This is a genomic window from Micromonospora sp. WMMC415 (assembly GCF_009707425.1).
Classification (GTDB): Bacteria; Actinomycetota; Actinomycetes; order Mycobacteriales; family Micromonosporaceae; genus Micromonospora.
In genome coordinates this window covers 2,599,277-2,613,932 of record NZ_CP046104.1, presented here as the reverse complement: position 1 = coordinate 2,613,932, position 14,656 = coordinate 2,599,277, and the positions used below count along the sequence as shown (strand labels likewise).

Genomic DNA, 14,656 nt, shown 5'->3' with positions numbered 1-14,656 from the left:
GTGCGTTCAGCCGAGGGTGGGTCGCCCCTCGGCGATTTGTTCTTCCACCGGCCGACCGGACCAGGCCAGCCATGGATCCGCGCCGGACTTGGGCACGACCACATGTCCGTTGCCTACCAACGAATCGTGTATGTCGCCTGACTCGATGAAGGCGCGGGACTGGTAGCCCACGGACCATGCGGTCTCGTGCTCCCACACACCGATGATCACCCATTCACCGGCGCGAACCTTGTCAATGCGGTCAGCGAGGAGGGCAAATGCGACCTCGCGAGCCTCTTCATCGGTCATGCTCGTGTCCCTAATAAGCCTTGATTGGTGCGGCCGACCTGGCAACCTGCTCGATCTTCGCGCAGTAGGCTGCACGGGCTTCCTCGTCGATCTGCTTCTCGTGTTCGGCGCGCAACCCGGTCCGGCCGTCGAGGCCCTCGCGCAGGATATCGGCGTGCCCGGCATGCCGGATGGACTCGCCGAGGACATGGACCATGATGGCGAACAGGTTCGTGTCGGCATAAGGCTCCGGCCACCACGGCACGTGGCCGGGGGCGTCGAGGGGAAGCTCGTTGATCGTCGCGTCCGAGTGTTCCCACGTGCGCCGGTAGAACCCGATGATCTGATCGCGGGTCTCGTCCTCGGTCGCCCACAGATCGCTGCCGTTGGAGTCCTGCCACCGGGGCAGCGGTTCCGGGGAAGGGCGGTCGAAGACCTCGCCGAAGTACCTGGCCTCGACGGTGGCCACGTGTTTGACCAGGCCGAGGAGATTGGTCCCGGTCGCTGTCAAAGGTCGGCGGGCGTCGTATTCGGACAATCCGTCGAGTTTCCAGAGCAGCGCCTTGCGGTCCCGCCGCAGTCTCCCGTGCAGGTTGTCTTTCGCGAAATCATCGATCATGCGGCATGAGCCTGCCATGGGCTGCTCGTGGTCTCAAGATCCCGTACGTGGTCCGCAACGACCGGCGGAGCCGAGGCCCGGCCATGGCCGCCGCCCTGACCTGCTACAAGAAGCTCGCGAAACTTGCCACGTGAGACAACCTCTAACGCTGAGACGACATGCAGGACCGAGCCAACGCGCTGCCATCGGCACGTCCGGATGCATGCACCGTGAGCTGCTTACCTTGCGTGACGAGCGCTTCGCGGCAGTTCAGTGCGTTTTCCTCGGGGCCAGGCAGGTCGACGAGGATGCCGCCCGAGGTCGCCTTCGGCGTCCTCGGGCGGCGGGTAACCTGTGCCGTCCTCATCTGACCGGGCCGAAGGCATCGGATGTACCTGATGTCCGGTGAGTCGGTCGAACATGGCAAGCCCAAGCCGGCGGATGTTTGGCTAGCGGCCGATCGTGTCCAACTCGGCGTGGTCGTCGTGGGAAAGGGAGAGTCCCGCGCCCGCGATGTTCTCGCGCAGGTGTGTCGTGGACGAGGTGCCGGGGATCAGCAGGATGTTCGGCGAGCGCTGCAGCAGCCAGGCCAGGGCGACAGACATCGGTGTCGCCTCCAGCCGGGCGGCTACGGTCGAGAGCGCCGAGGACTGCAGCGGGCTGAAGCCGCCGAGCGGGAAGAACGGCACGTAGGCGATGCCCTGGTCGGCGAGCGCGTCGATCAGCTCGTCGTCCTGGCGGTGCGCGAGGTTGTACATGTTCTGTACGCACACGATCGGCGCGATCGTCTGCGCCTCGGCGACCTGTTCCGGCGTCGCGTTGCTCAGTCCGAGGTGCCGGATCAGGCCCTGCTGCTGCATTTCGACGAGCGTCTCGAGCGCCTCGGCGACTGAACCGGGCTGGGGTCCCTCGGCATTGCCGAGCCGGAGGTTGACCAGGTCGAGCACATGGAGACCGAGGTTCTCGAGGTTCTCGTGCACAGAACGGCGCAGGCTTTCCGGGTCACGGGCCGGGGGCCAGCCGCCCTGCTGGTCGCGGTTCGCGCCGACCTTGGTCACGATGTGCAGCGAGTCGGGGTACGGGTGCAGCGCTTCCCGGATCAGCTGGTTGGTGACGTGGGGCCCGTAGGCGTCGGCGGTGTCGATGTGGGTGATGCCGAGTTCGACGGCCTCGCGGAGGACGGCGAGTGCGCCGTCGTGGTCGGCCGGCGGTCCCAGGACCCAGGGGCCAGCGAGCTGCATGGCGCCGTAGCCGAACCGGGTGACGGTCAGGTCTCCCAGCGTCCAGGTGCCGCCGGGAAGGGAAGTGGAGGCCATGCTCATACCTCTGGCTTTCGGTGTCGCGCTGAGCGGTTCTGGTGCATCGCGGATGCCTGCTCCACTATCAGGGCGTAACTTCCTCACGGGAAGTAGGCACCTGCAGGTTCGTAACGCCCCAACGGTGGAAGGAGCGGTTCGATGGCAACGACGACAGCGGCACAGGAGAGGGCGCAGGCCAAGGCGGAGTATGATGCTTTCCTGGCGCAATGCCCCAGTCGCAAGCTGCTCGACCGAATCGCGGACAAGTGGGTCATGTTGGTTGTGGCCGCGCTACGCACCGACGGCTCGCATCAGTTCGGCGCCGACTGCGCCGGTGAACCCCGGCCGATGCGGTACTCGGAGCTGTCGCGTCTGCTGGCCGGCGTCAGCCAGAAGATGCTGACTCAGACGCTGCGCTCCCTGGAACGCGATGGTCTGATCACCCGCACTGTGGTGCCGACCGTGCCCGTCACGGTCACCTACGAGCTGACCGACCTCGGACTCTCCCTGCACCAGATGATGCGCGGCTTGAAAGCCTGGGCCGAAATGCACATGGACGACGTGCTCGCCAACCGCGCGACGTACGACAACCACGTCGCCTGAGCCCGTCAGACACGACGTCACCCCAGCGGCTCTGCCTTCATCGAGTGCACTCAACTCGGCACGTCCGCAAGGGCACCCGAACCGGCGCGACGGGACGCTGCGTAGCGCGCCTCGCGGCAGATCCGGTCGGCGGGTTCAGGTGGCGTCGAGCGGGATGACCAGGTCCTCTTCTGCGGTGAGCACTTCTCCGTCGAAGCCGATGCGTGTCGACTCGACGGCGGCCTTCCTGTCGTTGCCCGGCCAGAAGTGGGTGAGCATCAGGCGGCGTGCGCCTGCTCGGGCCGCCCATTGTCCGGCTTCTGAGGAGGTGAGGAGGTTACGTTGGGGTTGCTGGGTCTCCCCAGCACGGTCGGTGGCCTCGATGATGAAGAGGTCGACGTCTTTGCCCAGCTCGGCCAGGCGCTGGTGCGGGCCGGTGTCGCCGGTGTAGGCGAGTGCGAAGCCGCTGGTCTCTAGCCGGATGCCGACATTGGGCACGTAGTGCGGAAGCAGAACGCCACTCAAAGTGAACGGGCCGACCTGATGACTCCCGGGCAACCGGTGGATGTCAAACACTTTGTCCAGGTCTACGTCGGGTTCTAGGGCGGCAAGCCGGGACGGCACGCCCGGAGTGCAGTACAGCGGAAGTCGGCGACCACGTGCCGGGCCGTAGAGGTGGATCCGGAACAGTCCGTGCAGGTCGATGCAGTGGTCGGGGTGCTCGTGAGTGATGACCACCGCGTCCACAGCAGCGTCCGGGCAGTGGGCGAGCAGACGCGGCAGGGTCGCGTAGCCGAGGTCGAGCACCAGGCGGAAACCGTCCCATTCGAGCAGGAAGCCGCTGCAGGCCCGACCCGGCTCCGGGTAGGCGCCGCAACCTCCCAGAACTGTGAGTTGTCGCATTGGCAGAGCATGCAGGTCCGGGCACGGCACGCCGCACGTGGCCCTGGTCTCAGCGACGCAGGAGTGGGAGATCCGGACGGATCTCGGCACGACCGGAAGCCGGTCGGCTCAAGGTACCGTGACGCTCCGTAGCGCACTGATCGCGGTATGTGCGGGCGTTACCGCGCAGTGGCCGATGGCGGGAGGTGCGAGTGTGACCCTGAGGGCGCGCAGCTGCGTCTCCCGCCGGGTGGATACCAGCATCTCTGACGGGCTGGAATCAGGGGCCACCGAGCAGTTGCTGGCGAGCCGCAGCGAACTCCTCGTCGGTCAACTCGCCGCGTTGATGCTGCCCGACCAGCACCGACAGTTGGGAAATCTGGCCGATGATCGGACGGGCTGCCCCAGCGACCGGCGCTGGCACCGAGTCGCCCAGGTAATGAGTTGCTGGCGCCGAGTCGCCCAGGTAATGAGTTGCTGGCGCCGAGTCGCCCAGGTAATGAGTAGCTGGCGGCGGTGCCAGCTGTCTGACCGGACGGAAGAAGCGGTTGGCTGAGGGTCGCGCGAGCAGCACGACGACGACGATCAGGGCGAGCATCGCGAAGAGGGCAAAGCCGGCGCTGAGGTACTGATAGGCCGCCGGGTACGCGGCCGGCAACCGCTGGACGAACGTGTTAGTTCCGGAGGCGTCACGGCTGAAGGCGGACACGTAGGCGATTCCGCTGAAAGCGGGCGTACCAGCTTGGCCCAGCCCGCAGAAGCTGCACGTCAGGGACAGACCGATCGCGATCCAGGCGATGATGCGGCCCGCGAAGTGCCCCGCACGCACCGAGGCCGCGATACCCAGTAGGACCAGTGCTGCCACGGCGGTGATCAACGCCGCGACGTAGGGCAATGCCGAGACCAATGGCTTGATAGCGTCAAAGGCACGTGGGTCGACCTCGGAGGCGTTCAGTGCCTCGCGCACACGGTCCGGGTATGCAGCTGCCCCAGCGGCGACCGCCACCGCGTCTGCGAGATACCCGACGGCCACGACGGTCATCAGAGTCGCTGCAATCGTTACTGACCGCGGCCGTCCACCGACCTCCGCCCGATCCACCATCGGCACTCCCTTCTCAAGGGTTGCCGGTGACGCTAGCAGCGGCCGTCGATGGGACGCGACCCGATCGAACGCCTCGACCACACTCTCATCGACAGAAGCGGACGCCTGGCACGCCAGCCGTCGTGGACAGTCGGCGTCACGGTCCGTATCCGGCATGCTCAAGGCCCGTGTAACCCATCAACTGAAGTCGCCGTCGCATCAAGCGGAGTACGACAACCCATCGCGCCCCGGACCGTCCGAACATTCCTCACGGGCACTAGCCTGGAGCCATGATCCCCCGTTCCCGCGTCACCGGGCGCGCCGTGGCGTACCAGGTCTTCTACCGGCTGCCGTTGCCGGTGCGGCGCCGCCTGGTCCGGCTGGCCGTGCCGAAGTACATCGTCGGCGCGGTCACCCTGGTCCGCGACGCCGAGGCCGAGGGGGCGGGCCGGTTGCTGCTGCTGCGCCAGCCGCCCGGCAACGGCTGGACGCTGCCGGGCGGGCTGCTGGAGAAGCGGGAGATGCCGGTGGTCGGCGCGGCCCGCGAGCTGTACGAGGAGACCGGCATCCGCCTGTCGCCCCGCGACCTGCGCCCGGCGACGCCGAACGCCGTCGTCCACGCCAAGGGCTGGGTGGACGTGGTGTTCACCGCCGAGGTGTCGGCCTCCACCACCACCTTCACGGTCGACGGCGCCGAGGTCTTCGAGGCCGCCTGGCATCCGCTGGACGACCTGCCCCGGCTGACCTGGCCCACCGCCCGCCTGCTCGCCTACTACGACATCGGGCCGCTGGCCGGGCAGTTCCCGCCGCCCGTGCCCGACGTCCGGCCGTGACCCCGCAGGGCGCGCCCGTCTGCGCGGTGGTCCTCGCCGCCGGCGAGGGCACCCGGCTGCGGCCGTTGACCGAGCGCGTCCCAAAGGCGCTGTGCCCGGTGGGGAACGTGCCGCTGCTCGACCGGGTGCTCGCCCGCCTCGCCGGGCTCGACCTGACCGGACCGGCCCGGGTGGCGGTCAACGCCAGCTACCTCGCCGAGCAGGTCGTCCGCCACGTCGGCGACCGCGCGCACCTCTCGGTGGAGCCCGACGGGCCGCTCGGCACCGCGGGGGGCGTGGCGAACCTCCGCGACTGGATCGACGGGCGGGGCGTCCTGGTGGGCAACGCCGACGCGTACCTCGCCGACCCGGCCCGCCCACCCGGGCCGGACATCGCCGCGCTGCTGGGCGGCTGGGACGGCGAGACCGTACGCCTGCTCGGCCAGCCCGCCCCGGACCCGGCCGCGCCGGGCACCTTCGACGGCCACGTCTTCACCGGGTTCTCGCTGCTGCCGTGGCGGCGGGTCCGGGACCTGCCGGTCGAGTTCGGCGACCTCGTCCGGACGGTGTGGCGGCCCGCCGAGGCGGCCGGGGAACTGACCGTCGTCCCCTACCGGGGCACCTTCTACGACACCGGCACCCCCGCCGACTACCTCGCCGCCAACCTGCACGCGGCGGGCGGCGGCACCCTCGTCGACGCCGGTGCCGTGGTGACCGGCCGGTGCCGGGAGGCGGTCGTCGGAGCGGGCGCCGTCGTCCGCGGCGACGTCACCCACGCCGTGGTCTGGCCGGGTGCCACGGTGCACCCCGGCGAGCACCTGCGGGACGCCGTCCGTGCGGGTACCGACCTCACCGTCGGCGTCGGCCAGCCGCCCCGCCCGGGAACATCTAGCATGAGCGACGACGCCGACGAACGGAGAACCGTCCCGTGATCACCGCGATCGTGCTGATCGACTGCGCCACCGACTCGATTCCCGAGGTGGCCGAGGCCCTGGCCGCTCTGCCCGGCGTCAGCGAGGTCTACTCGGTGGCCGGGCACGTCGACCTGATCGCGATGGTCCGGGTGCGCGAGTTCGAGCAGATCGCCCAGGTCATCGCCGGGAGCATCTCGAAGGTGCCGGGCGTGCTCAACACGGAGTCCCACATCGCGTTCCGGGCGTACTCCCAGCACGACCTGGAGGAGACGTTCGCGATCGGCCTCGCGGGCGCCGACTGACCACGGAGGCCGGGCCGCCGCGCCCGACACGACGCACGACGGCCGGTCCACCCAGTGGTGGACCGGCCGTCGTACTGCGTACCCCGAAGGTCAGCTCTGGCCCGGAGCCGGCGACTCGGGGGTGCCACCCGGAGCCGGCGACTCGGTCGTGCCGCCCGGAGCCGGGGTCTCGGTGCCGGGACCCCCCGGCGCGGTCCCACCCGGGCTCGGGGTACCGGTGCCGGTGGCCTGCGGGACCGGGATGCCGAGCTGCTCAGCCAGCTGGACCAGTTCGTCGTAGTGCGCCTGCAGCGTCGGCAGCGCCGTCTGCGCCAGCTGGACCACCGCCTGCTCGGAGCCCTGCGAGATCTCCGTCTGGGTGGCCTGGATGGCCTGGACGTGCCCGGTCAGCTGGTTGGTCACCCAGAGCCGGTCGAACTCCTCGCCGCTGGCATTGTTCAGCTGGTCGATGATGTTCTGCTGCTCCGGCGTGGGCTCGTCCGGCAGCTCCACGTCGAACTGGCCGGCGACGTCCTGGACCGACTGGTCCAGCTGGGTGTGGTCGGTCTTGAACATCTCGCCCAGATTCTTGACCTGCTCGTTCTGGCCCTTCTCCTGGGCCAGCTCACCCGCGGTGATCTCGAACAGGTTCACCTGGTGGATCGCCTGCAGGTACTGGGTGTCCTGTTGTGACGGCTGCACCGCGGCCTGGGCGGCCGCGGCGGGTGCGATACCCACCAGCACCAGCGCGGCCAGCAGGCCCAGGCGCTTGATTCCCAACATGCCTTCCCCCCCTTGAGACGTTGGACCGCACGGATACCCGGCTGGCCCGGGTTATTCCTCCGTCTCCGTCGGTGGGAGAAACGCGTAGCGCCCGCCGGACGAATCCGGCGGGCGCCACGAGATGGTACGAGGTGGGTCAGCGGCGTTCGCCGCTGCCGATCTCCTCCCGCTCGGCGCGGGGCTCGACCGGCGGGTGCCCCGGCGAGACCGGCGCCTCGGCCGGCTTCTCGATCGGGTAGAAGAAGCCCCGGATCGCCGGCCCGAGGGCACCGAGCCGGTTCATCTTCTTCGGGACGACCCAACCGGCGTACTCCAGCGCGCCGTGCCCGTCGTGGTCGGCCGCGCTCAGCGGCTGGTGGACCTCGACGAACCGGCCGTCCGGCAGCCGCCGGATGATGCCGGTCTCGACACCGTGGGCGAGAACCTCCCGGTCGTGCTGCTGGAGACCCAGGCAGACCCGGTAGGTCACGTAGTACGCGATCGGCGGCAGGACGAGCAGACCGATCCGGCCGGCCCAGGTCATCGCGTTCAGGCTGATCTGGAACTTGTCGGCGATGACGTCGTTCGCCCCGGAGAGGGTCAGCACCACGTAGAACGCGACCGCCATGGCACCCACCGCGGTGCGGGCCGGGACGTCCCGGGGCCGCTGCAGCAGGTTGTGGCTCTTACGGTCCTTGAGGTGCCGGGCCTCCAGGAACGGGTAGAGCGTCGACAGGCCCACCAGGATGCCGGGTAGGACGACCGTCGGCCAGAACAGCGGCGGGATCACGTACCCGTCGCCGATCGGGATGGTGATCTCCCAGGCGGGCATGAGTCGGGTGGAGCCGTCGAGGAACATGACGTACCAGTCCGGCTGGCTGGCGGCCGAGACCACCCACGCCTCGTACGGGCCGAACAGCCAGATCGGGTTGATCTGGAACAGACCGCCCATCAGCGCGATCACGCCGAAGACGACCATGAAGAAGCCGCCCTGCTTGATCGCGTACCGCGGGAACATCCGCTCGCCGACCACGTTGCCGTTGGTCCGGCCGGGACCGGGCCACTGGGTGTGCTTCTGCTTGAAGACCAGGCCCAGGTGGACGCTGATCAGCGCGACCAGCAGACCCGGGATGAGCAGCACGTGCGCGATGTAGAACCGGCTGATGATGATCGTGCCGGGGAACTCACCGCCGAAGATCGACGAGGTGAGCCACGAGCCGATCACCGGGATCGACAGCATGATCGCGGAGGCGATCCGCAGGCCGGTGCCGGAGAGGCCGTCGTCCGGCAGCGAGTAGCCGGTGAAGCCGGCGAGGAAGCCCACCCAGAACAGCAGCGAACCGATGATCCAGTTCGTCTCGCGGGGCTTGCGGAACGCGCCGGTGAAGAAGACGCGCAGCATGTGCACCACGATCGCGGCCATGAACAGCAGGGCCGACCAGTGGTGCATCTGCCGCATGATCAGGCCACCCCGGACGTCGAACGAGATGTCCAGGCTGGAGGCGTACGCGGCCGACATCGGCGTGCCCCGCAGCGGGGCGTAGCTGCCGTTGTAGACCACCTCGGTCATCGCCGGCTCGAAGAAGAAGGTGAGGAAGACACCGGTCAGCAGCAGGACGATGAACGAGAACAGCGCGATCTCGCCCAGCAGGAAGGACCAGTGGTCCGGGAAGACCTTGTTCAGCAGCCGGCGCAGCGGGGTGGCCACCTGGAAGCGGTCGTCCACCCCCCGGGCGGCGTTGCCCGGGACGGCTGCCATGTCAAACTTTCGCCGCTTCACGGCCGCTCCCAGAAGTCGGGCCCGACGGTCTCGGTGTAGTCGGACTTCGCCACGAAGTAGCCCTCGGCGTCGACCTCGATCGGCAGCTGGGGCAGCCGCCGGCTGGCCGGGCCGAAGATGGGCTTCGCGTTGTCGGTGATGAGGAACTGCGACTGGTGGCACGGGCAGAGCAGCCGGTTGGTCTGCTGCTCGTACAGGCTGGCGGGGCAGCCGGCGTGCGTGCAGATCTTCGAGTACGCGGCGTAGTTGCCCCACATGTAGTCGCCGTGGCCGATCCGCTCGTTGGCGCGGCGGGCCTCCTGCGCGTCGGAGTCACGCAGGTGGATCAGCAGCGCCGGCGAGTCGGCGTGCTTGTTGCTGATGCCGTGGTCGATGCCGGGGAACACGGTGAGCTGGCCGCCGCTGCTGATGTCGGCCGGGCGGACCGGACGGCCGTCCTCGCGGACCAGCCGGATCTTCCCGCCACCCTCCGCCGGCGCGAAGCCGGTGGTGAACATCTGGTTGTTCTTGTGCGGGTCGGAGATCAGGCCACCCACCAGCGGCGCCGCGGCCACCGCGCCGACCGGCGCGAGACCGGCCAGCAGCGAGAGGCCGAGCAGCGGCCGGCGCTTCACGCCCAGCTCGTCGGCCATGTAGAGCATCGTCTGGCCGGTGATGATGCGGTCTTCCTCGGAGCCGGCGCCCTCGTGCCGGTCCTGGATCGACACCTCCTTGGGCAGCAGCTTCTTGCCCCAGGTGAGGATGCCGAAGCCGATGCCGAGCAGGGCGATGCCCAGGGTGACGCCGAGCAGCGGGGTGTACCACTTGTCGCCGCCGCGGCCCGGAGCGTACTCCCACGGCCACCAGATGTAGATGGCCAGGAAGGCCGTCGCGGCGAGGCCGGTCAGCAGGAAGAACGACGCGACCGTGCGGACCAGCCGGCGCTCGGCCTTGCTGCCCGGGACGACCTGCGGCTCGTAGTGGACGATCTCGATGTCGTCCCGCCGGGCGCCCTCCTGCACGATCTCGAACCGGCTGAGCCGGGGTTCGGTCACGTCGAGCGGCTCCCGGCTGGCCGGGATCCGCGGATGCCCGGTCTGGGTGGTGGTCATGCCGTCACCTCGCTACGGACGGTGCCGGCGAGCGACACCAACGCAATCTTATCCACGGGTCGGCCGGTCACGACTTGCCCGCAATCCACAGGCTGGCGAAGACCAGCGCGACGATGCCCACCAGGAAGATCGCCAGGCCCTCGGTCGACGGGCCGTAGCGGCCGAGGTTGAAGCCGCCCGGGTCCTGGTCGTGCTTCAGGGTCTCCTGGATGTAGGCGATGATGTCCGCCTTCTGCTCCGGCGTGATCTGGTTGTCACCGAAGACCGGCATGTTCTGCGGGCCGCTCAGCATGGCCGCGTAGATCTGGCGGTCGGTGGCCGGGTTCAGGCTCGGCGCGTACTTGCCCGAGGAGAGGGCGCCGCCGCCGCCACCGAAGGCGTGGCACTGCGAGCAGTTGATCCGGAACAGTTCGCCACCGGCGGCGATGTTCGCGTCCTCGTGGAGGTTGTCACCCGCCGGCACCACCGGGCCGCCGCCGAGTTCCTGGATGTACTGGGCGAGCTGGCGGGTCTCCTCGTCGGTGAAGACCTCCGGCTTGCGCTGCGCCTGGGCCTCCTGCCGGGCCATCGGCATCCGGCCCGTGCTGACCTGGAACTCGACCGAGGCGGCGCCGACGCCGATCAGGCTCGGGCCCCGGCCCTCGACACCCTGCGCGTTGCGACCGTGACAGGTCACACAGCTCACGTCGAACAGCGCCTTGCCCTCCGCGGCGGCGCCGGACAACGGCGTGTCCTGCGCCTGCACGCCGGGAGCGAAGACGGTGTAGGCACCGCCGGCCAGCATCAGCGCGGCCAGCAGCCGGACCGCGGCACCCAGCCGGCGGCGGCCCCTGCTGCGCGCTGCGGGCCGCCCGCGCAGGCGCGCGAGCAGACCGCGTCGGCGGTCGTTGTCAGAAGTCATGACCTGTGTCCTTAACCGGTTGGACCTTGCCTGAGGGGGACGGAGCAGCGGCGCGGTTCGTGACGCGCCAAGATCACTGGAGCCAGTAGATCATGGCGTAGAGCCCGATCCACACGACGTCGACGAAGTGCCAGTAGTACGACACGACGATCGCCGCGGTGGCCTGTGCCGGCGTGAACCGGCCCATGGTGGTACGGATCATGAAGATGATGAAGGCGACCAGACCGCCGGTCACGTGCAGACCGTGGAAGCCGGTGGTCAGGTAGAACATCGACCCGTAACCGTCTGAGTTGATCTTGATGCCCTCGTGCACCAGCTCGCGGTACTCGTTGACCTGGCCGAGCACGAAGATCAGGCCCATCACGAAGGTGACCGTGAACCAGCGCCGCAGCGCGTGCACGTCGCCCTTCTCGGCGGCGAACACGCCGAGCTGGCAGGTCACCGACGAGAGCACCAGGATCACCGTGAACGTCGTCGCGTACGGGATGTTCAGGTGCGGGGTGTGCTCCGCCCACTGCTCCGGCGCCGCCGCGCGGATGGAGAAGTACATCGCGAACAGCGCCGCGAAGAACATGAGTTCGCTGGAGAGCCACACGATCGTCCCGACGCTGACCATGTTGGGTCGGGTCAGGGAGTGGATCCGGCTCTTGTCAATGGCTGGGGCCGCAGTCACGCGGTCATTATTGCCGTTGACCGGCGCCCGCGATCAGCGGGGTGCCAAACCGGTGGTCCAGGCAGCCCGATCGGGGTGGTCCGGTTCGCCTGACCTAGGCTGAAAAGCGTGCTGCACGTCGATCCGATCTCCACCGCGACCTCGGTCGCCGCACCGGCGGTGACCGCGGCCACCCCGCCGCCGTTCACCGTCACCTCGGTGTTCACCGAGACGCGGCTGGACAGCTGGCTCGCCGTCGGCCTGGTGCTCGCCGCCGGACTCTACCTCTACGGCGTGCACCGGCTGCGGGTCCGCGGCGACCGCTGGCCGGTCGCCCGCACGGTCTTCTTCCTCGGCCCGGGCCTCGGCGGCATCGCGGCGGTGACGGTCAGCGGGCTGCACGCGTACGACACCGCCCTGCTGTCGGTGCACATGGTCCAGCACATGGTCCTTTCCATGATCGCGCCGATCTTCCTCGCGCTCGGCGCACCGATGACGCTGGCCCTGCGGACGCTGCCGATCCGCCCGCGCAAGCGGCTCCTGACGATCGTGCACAGCCGGATCGCCCGCGTCTACAGCTACCCGCTGGTCGCCTTCGCGATCTTCGTGGTGAACCCGTTCGCGCTCTACTTCACGGACCTGTACCGGTACACGCTCGAACACGCCTGGGCGCACGAGCTGGTGCACGCGCACTTCATCCTGACCGGCTGCGTGTTCTTCTGGCCGCTGCTCGGCCTGGACCCGCTGCCGGGCCGCTGGCCGTACCCGGGCCGCGCCCTGCTGATGCTGCTGTCCGTGCCGTTCCACACCGTGCTCGGGCTCACGATCATGCAGTCGACCACGCTCTTCGGCGGCGACTGGTACCCGTCGCTCGGCCTGACCTGGTCGGACCCGTGGGAGGACCAGGTGGTCGCCGGGGGCATCCTCTGGGCCGGTGGCGAGTTCGTCAGCGTCACCATGCTGGCGGTGCTGGTCGTGCAGTGGATGCGCCACGCGGAACGTGAGGCCCGCCGGATCGACCGCGAGCTGGACCGCCAGGAGGCCCGCCAGCGCGCCGCGGAGACCGCGGCCTGAGCCGCGCCGACGCGTACGCCCCGGGCGGGGCGTCGGGTATCTCACACCGACCGGTACGATCGGCGGGCAGCTACGAGGTGGGAGCACGTCAACCATGAGCGATCGTCAGTGCACCGTCCTGCTCTACAGCGACGACCCGCAGGTCCGCGACCGGATGCGGCTCGCCGTCGGCACCCGGCCCGCACCCGGCCTCCAGATCGAGTTCGTCGAGGCGTCGACCTACGCCGAGTGCGTCCGCCTCGTCGACGACTACGAGATCGACCTGATGCTGCTCGACGGTGAGGCGACGCCCGGCGGCGGCATCGGCATCGCCCGCCAGATCAAGGACGACCGGGACGACGCTCCCCCGACCTGCGTGGTGATCGCCCGCGCCGCCGACCGATGGCTCGCGGCGTACGCCGAGGTCGACGCCACCCTGGTGCACCCGCTCGACCCGGTGACCACCGGCACCACGGTGGCCGAGCTGCTGCGGACGCACGCCCCCGCCTGACGTCCCCCACTCCGGCACCACCTCGGCGCCGGACCCGCCGGCGCCGGTTCCCCATCCACCTGGACCGCTCGGGAGGCCCACCATGGGCGAACGGACCTGGCCGCACCTGCTCTCCGCGCTGCTTCGCGGTGAGGAACTCTCCACCGCCGACACCGCCTGGGCGATGGGCGAGATCATGTCCGGGTCCGCCGCCCCGGCCCAGATCGCCGGCTTCGCGGTGGCGCTGCGCGCCAAGGGCGAGACGGCCGCCGAGGTGGCCGGCCTGGTCGAGGCGATGCTGGGGCACGCGGTCCTGGTCCAGCTCCCCGACGAGCTGCGGGCCAGCGCCCTCGACGTGGTGGGCACCGGCGGTGACCTCGCGCACACCGTGAACATCTCCACCATGGCCTCGCTGGTGGTCGCCGGCGCCGGCGTCCGCGTGGTCAAGCACGGCAACCGGGCCGCCTCCTCGTCCTGCGGCACGGCCGACGTCCTGGAGTACCTGGGGCTGCCACTCGACCTCGGCCCGGAGGGCGTGGCCGCCTGCGTCGCCGAGGCCGGCATCGGCTTCTGCTTCGCCGCGCGGTTCCACCCGGGCATGCGGCACGCCGGCCCGGTCCGGCGCGAGCTGGGCGTCCCGACCGCCTTCAACTTCCTCGGCCCGCTCACCAACCCGGCGCGGCCCCGGGCCGCCGCGGTCGGCTGCTTCGACGCCCGGATGGCCCCGGTGATGGCGGACGTCTTCGCGGCCCGTGGCGACTCGGTGCTCCTCATGCGGGGCGAGGACGGGCTGGACGAGTTCACCACCGCCGCGCCCACCCGGGTCTGGGCGGCCCAGGGCGGCACGGTCCGGGAGTCGCTGCTGGACGCCGCCGACCTGGGCGTGCCCCGGGCCACGCTGGCCGACCTGCGTGGCGGCGACGCCGCGTACAACGCCGGCGTGGTGCGCCGCCTGCTCGCCGGGGAGACCGGCCCGGTACGCGACGCGGTGCTGGTCAACGCGGCGGCCGCGCTGGCCACGCAGGGCCCGCTCGACGGGGACCTGACCGAGGCGCTGCGCGCCGGCCTGGCCCGTGCCGCCGAGTCGATCGACTCGGGCGCCGCCGCCCGCGTCCTGGACCGCTGGATCGAGGTCGCCCGGTCCCGCTGACCGCCACCCCGCTGCCCCACCCGGCCGGCGCTGCCCCACCCCGGGCCGCTCGGCGGGCAAGA

18 protein-coding genes are annotated in these 14,656 nt (G+C 69.9%); 8 read left to right on the top strand and 10 right to left on the bottom strand.

Annotated features, from left to right (window positions below):
* Positions 1-6: 6 nt before the first annotated feature.
* Entirely contained in the window at positions 7-288 is a 282-nt protein-coding gene (locus GKC29_RS12690; protein WP_155331023.1) for a YrhB domain-containing protein, read from the bottom strand.
* 10 nt (positions 289-298) lie between these two features.
* The gene (locus GKC29_RS12685; RefSeq protein WP_155331022.1) at positions 299-886 is read right to left on the bottom strand and encodes a DinB family protein; all 588 of its coding nucleotides are present in this window, start codon (positions 884-886) and stop codon (positions 299-301) included.
* Between the two features lie 5 nt (positions 887-891).
* Between GKC29_RS12685 and GKC29_RS30280 the strand changes: the two genes are divergently transcribed.
* Complete coding sequence (locus GKC29_RS30280; protein ID WP_255456188.1) at positions 892-1,020, top strand: hypothetical protein; 129 nt, start codon at positions 892-894, stop codon at positions 1,018-1,020.
* A 294-nt stretch (positions 1,021-1,314) separates the two neighbouring features.
* Here GKC29_RS30280 and GKC29_RS12680 read toward each other — a convergent pair whose 3' ends face one another.
* Positions 1,315-2,181 (bottom strand): aldo/keto reductase family oxidoreductase, encoded by an 867-nt coding sequence (locus tag GKC29_RS12680; protein WP_230689015.1) that lies wholly within the window; start codon positions 2,179-2,181, stop codon positions 1,315-1,317.
* 141 nt (positions 2,182-2,322) lie between these two features.
* On the opposite strand from GKC29_RS12680, the gene GKC29_RS12675 reads away from it, so the two are divergent.
* A complete protein-coding gene (locus tag GKC29_RS12675; protein WP_155331021.1) occupies positions 2,323-2,766 on the top strand; it encodes a helix-turn-helix domain-containing protein in 444 nt (147 codons plus the stop codon).
* A gap of 135 nt (positions 2,767-2,901) precedes the next feature.
* Here GKC29_RS12675 and GKC29_RS12670 read toward each other — a convergent pair whose 3' ends face one another.
* Together GKC29_RS12670 and GKC29_RS12665 are read right to left on the bottom strand one after the other, a co-directional pair.
* A complete protein-coding gene (locus GKC29_RS12670; protein ID WP_155331020.1) occupies positions 2,902-3,648 on the bottom strand; it encodes an MBL fold metallo-hydrolase in 747 nt (248 codons plus the stop codon).
* Positions 3,649-3,907: 259 nt separating this feature from the next.
* Entirely contained in the window at positions 3,908-4,594 is a 687-nt protein-coding gene (locus GKC29_RS12665) for an SHOCT domain-containing protein (protein ID WP_155331019.1), read from the bottom strand.
* 404 nt (positions 4,595-4,998) lie between these two features.
* On the opposite strand from GKC29_RS12665, the gene GKC29_RS12660 reads away from it, so the two are divergent.
* The 3 genes from GKC29_RS12660 to GKC29_RS12650 are packed head-to-tail and all read left to right on the top strand — an operon-like array spanning position 4,999 to position 6,736.
* Positions 4,999-5,541 carry an NUDIX hydrolase gene (locus GKC29_RS12660; RefSeq protein ID WP_155331018.1) on the top strand — a complete coding sequence of 181 codons (543 nt, stop codon included), beginning with the start codon at positions 4,999-5,001 and terminating at the stop codon, positions 5,539-5,541.
* Positions 5,538-6,452, top strand: coding sequence for a sugar phosphate nucleotidyltransferase (locus GKC29_RS12655; protein WP_155331017.1), 915 nt, complete (start codon positions 5,538-5,540; stop codon positions 6,450-6,452). Before GKC29_RS12660 ends, GKC29_RS12655 begins: the two co-directional genes overlap by 4 nt.
* On the top strand, positions 6,449-6,736 hold the full coding sequence (locus GKC29_RS12650) for an Lrp/AsnC family transcriptional regulator (RefSeq protein WP_155331016.1): 288 nt from the start codon (positions 6,449-6,451) through the stop codon (positions 6,734-6,736). The genes GKC29_RS12655 and GKC29_RS12650 overlap by 4 nt, the downstream gene beginning before the upstream one ends.
* Before the next feature lie 90 nt (positions 6,737-6,826).
* Here GKC29_RS12650 and GKC29_RS12645 read toward each other — a convergent pair whose 3' ends face one another.
* The 5 genes from GKC29_RS12645 to GKC29_RS12625 all read right to left on the bottom strand — a co-directional run bounded on the left by GKC29_RS12645 (position 6,827) and on the right by GKC29_RS12625 (position 11,922).
* Positions 6,827-7,498, bottom strand: coding sequence for a DUF4142 domain-containing protein (locus tag GKC29_RS12645; RefSeq protein WP_155331015.1), 672 nt, complete (start codon positions 7,496-7,498; stop codon positions 6,827-6,829).
* Between the two features lie 136 nt (positions 7,499-7,634).
* Complete coding sequence (locus tag GKC29_RS12640; RefSeq protein WP_155331014.1) at positions 7,635-9,257, bottom strand: ubiquinol-cytochrome c reductase cytochrome b subunit; 1,623 nt, start codon at positions 9,255-9,257, stop codon at positions 7,635-7,637.
* Positions 9,254-10,348: a ubiquinol-cytochrome c reductase iron-sulfur subunit gene (locus GKC29_RS12635; RefSeq protein WP_155331013.1), complete on the bottom strand. Its 1,095-nt coding sequence runs from the start codon at positions 10,346-10,348 to the stop codon at positions 9,254-9,256. The genes GKC29_RS12640 and GKC29_RS12635 overlap by 4 nt, the downstream gene beginning before the upstream one ends.
* Before the next feature lie 67 nt (positions 10,349-10,415).
* On the bottom strand, positions 10,416-11,249 hold the full coding sequence (locus tag GKC29_RS12630) for a cytochrome c (RefSeq protein ID WP_155331012.1): 834 nt from the start codon (positions 11,247-11,249) through the stop codon (positions 10,416-10,418).
* A 73-nt stretch (positions 11,250-11,322) separates the two neighbouring features.
* Positions 11,323-11,922 carry a heme-copper oxidase subunit III gene (locus GKC29_RS12625; protein ID WP_155331011.1) on the bottom strand — a complete coding sequence of 200 codons (600 nt, stop codon included), beginning with the start codon at positions 11,920-11,922 and terminating at the stop codon, positions 11,323-11,325.
* A gap of 108 nt (positions 11,923-12,030) precedes the next feature.
* Here GKC29_RS12625 and GKC29_RS12620 point away from each other — a divergent pair, with 108 nt between their 5' ends.
* The 3 genes from GKC29_RS12620 to trpD all read left to right on the top strand — a co-directional run bounded on the left by GKC29_RS12620 (position 12,031) and on the right by trpD (position 14,594).
* Entirely contained in the window at positions 12,031-12,975 is a 945-nt protein-coding gene (locus GKC29_RS12620; protein ID WP_155331010.1) for a cytochrome c oxidase assembly protein, read from the top strand.
* Between the two features lie 94 nt (positions 12,976-13,069).
* Positions 13,070-13,465 (top strand): hypothetical protein, encoded by a 396-nt coding sequence (locus tag GKC29_RS12615; RefSeq protein WP_155331009.1) that lies wholly within the window; start codon positions 13,070-13,072, stop codon positions 13,463-13,465.
* 82 nt (positions 13,466-13,547) lie between these two features.
* Positions 13,548-14,594 carry an anthranilate phosphoribosyltransferase gene (gene trpD / locus GKC29_RS12610; protein ID WP_155331008.1) on the top strand — a complete coding sequence of 349 codons (1,047 nt, stop codon included), beginning with the start codon at positions 13,548-13,550 and terminating at the stop codon, positions 14,592-14,594.
* Positions 14,595-14,656: the final 62 nt, after the last annotated feature.

Excerpts from the sequence above, each read along its gene's own strand:
- GKC29_RS12645 (WP_155331015.1), bottom strand. The coding sequence starts at position 7,498 with ATGTTGGGAATCAAGCGCCTGGGCCTGCTGGCCGCGCTGGTGCTGGTG.
- GKC29_RS12680 (WP_230689015.1), bottom strand. The coding sequence starts at position 2,181 with ATGGCCTCCACTTCCCTTCCCGGCGGCACCTGGACGCTGGGAGACCTG.
- GKC29_RS12670 (WP_155331020.1), bottom strand. The coding sequence starts at position 3,648 with ATGCGACAACTCACAGTTCTGGGAGGTTGCGGCGCCTACCCGGAGCCG.
- GKC29_RS12615 (WP_155331009.1), top strand. The coding sequence starts at position 13,070 with ATGAGCGATCGTCAGTGCACCGTCCTGCTCTACAGCGACGACCCGCAG.
- GKC29_RS12630 (WP_155331012.1), bottom strand. The coding sequence starts at position 11,249 with ATGACTTCTGACAACGACCGCCGACGCGGTCTGCTCGCGCGCCTGCGC.
- trpD (WP_155331008.1), top strand. The coding sequence starts at position 13,548 with ATGGGCGAACGGACCTGGCCGCACCTGCTCTCCGCGCTGCTTCGCGGT.
- GKC29_RS12675 (WP_155331021.1), top strand. The coding sequence starts at position 2,323 with ATGGCAACGACGACAGCGGCACAGGAGAGGGCGCAGGCCAAGGCGGAG.
- GKC29_RS12685 (WP_155331022.1), bottom strand. The coding sequence starts at position 886 with ATGATCGATGATTTCGCGAAAGACAACCTGCACGGGAGACTGCGGCGG.
- GKC29_RS12660 (WP_155331018.1), top strand. The coding sequence starts at position 4,999 with ATGATCCCCCGTTCCCGCGTCACCGGGCGCGCCGTGGCGTACCAGGTC.
- GKC29_RS30280 (WP_255456188.1), top strand. The coding sequence starts at position 892 with ATGAGCCTGCCATGGGCTGCTCGTGGTCTCAAGATCCCGTACGTGGTC.
- GKC29_RS12690 (WP_155331023.1), bottom strand. The coding sequence starts at position 288 with ATGACCGATGAAGAGGCTCGCGAGGTCGCATTTGCCCTCCTCGCTGAC.
- GKC29_RS12635 (WP_155331013.1), bottom strand. The coding sequence starts at position 10,348 with ATGACCACCACCCAGACCGGGCATCCGCGGATCCCGGCCAGCCGGGAG.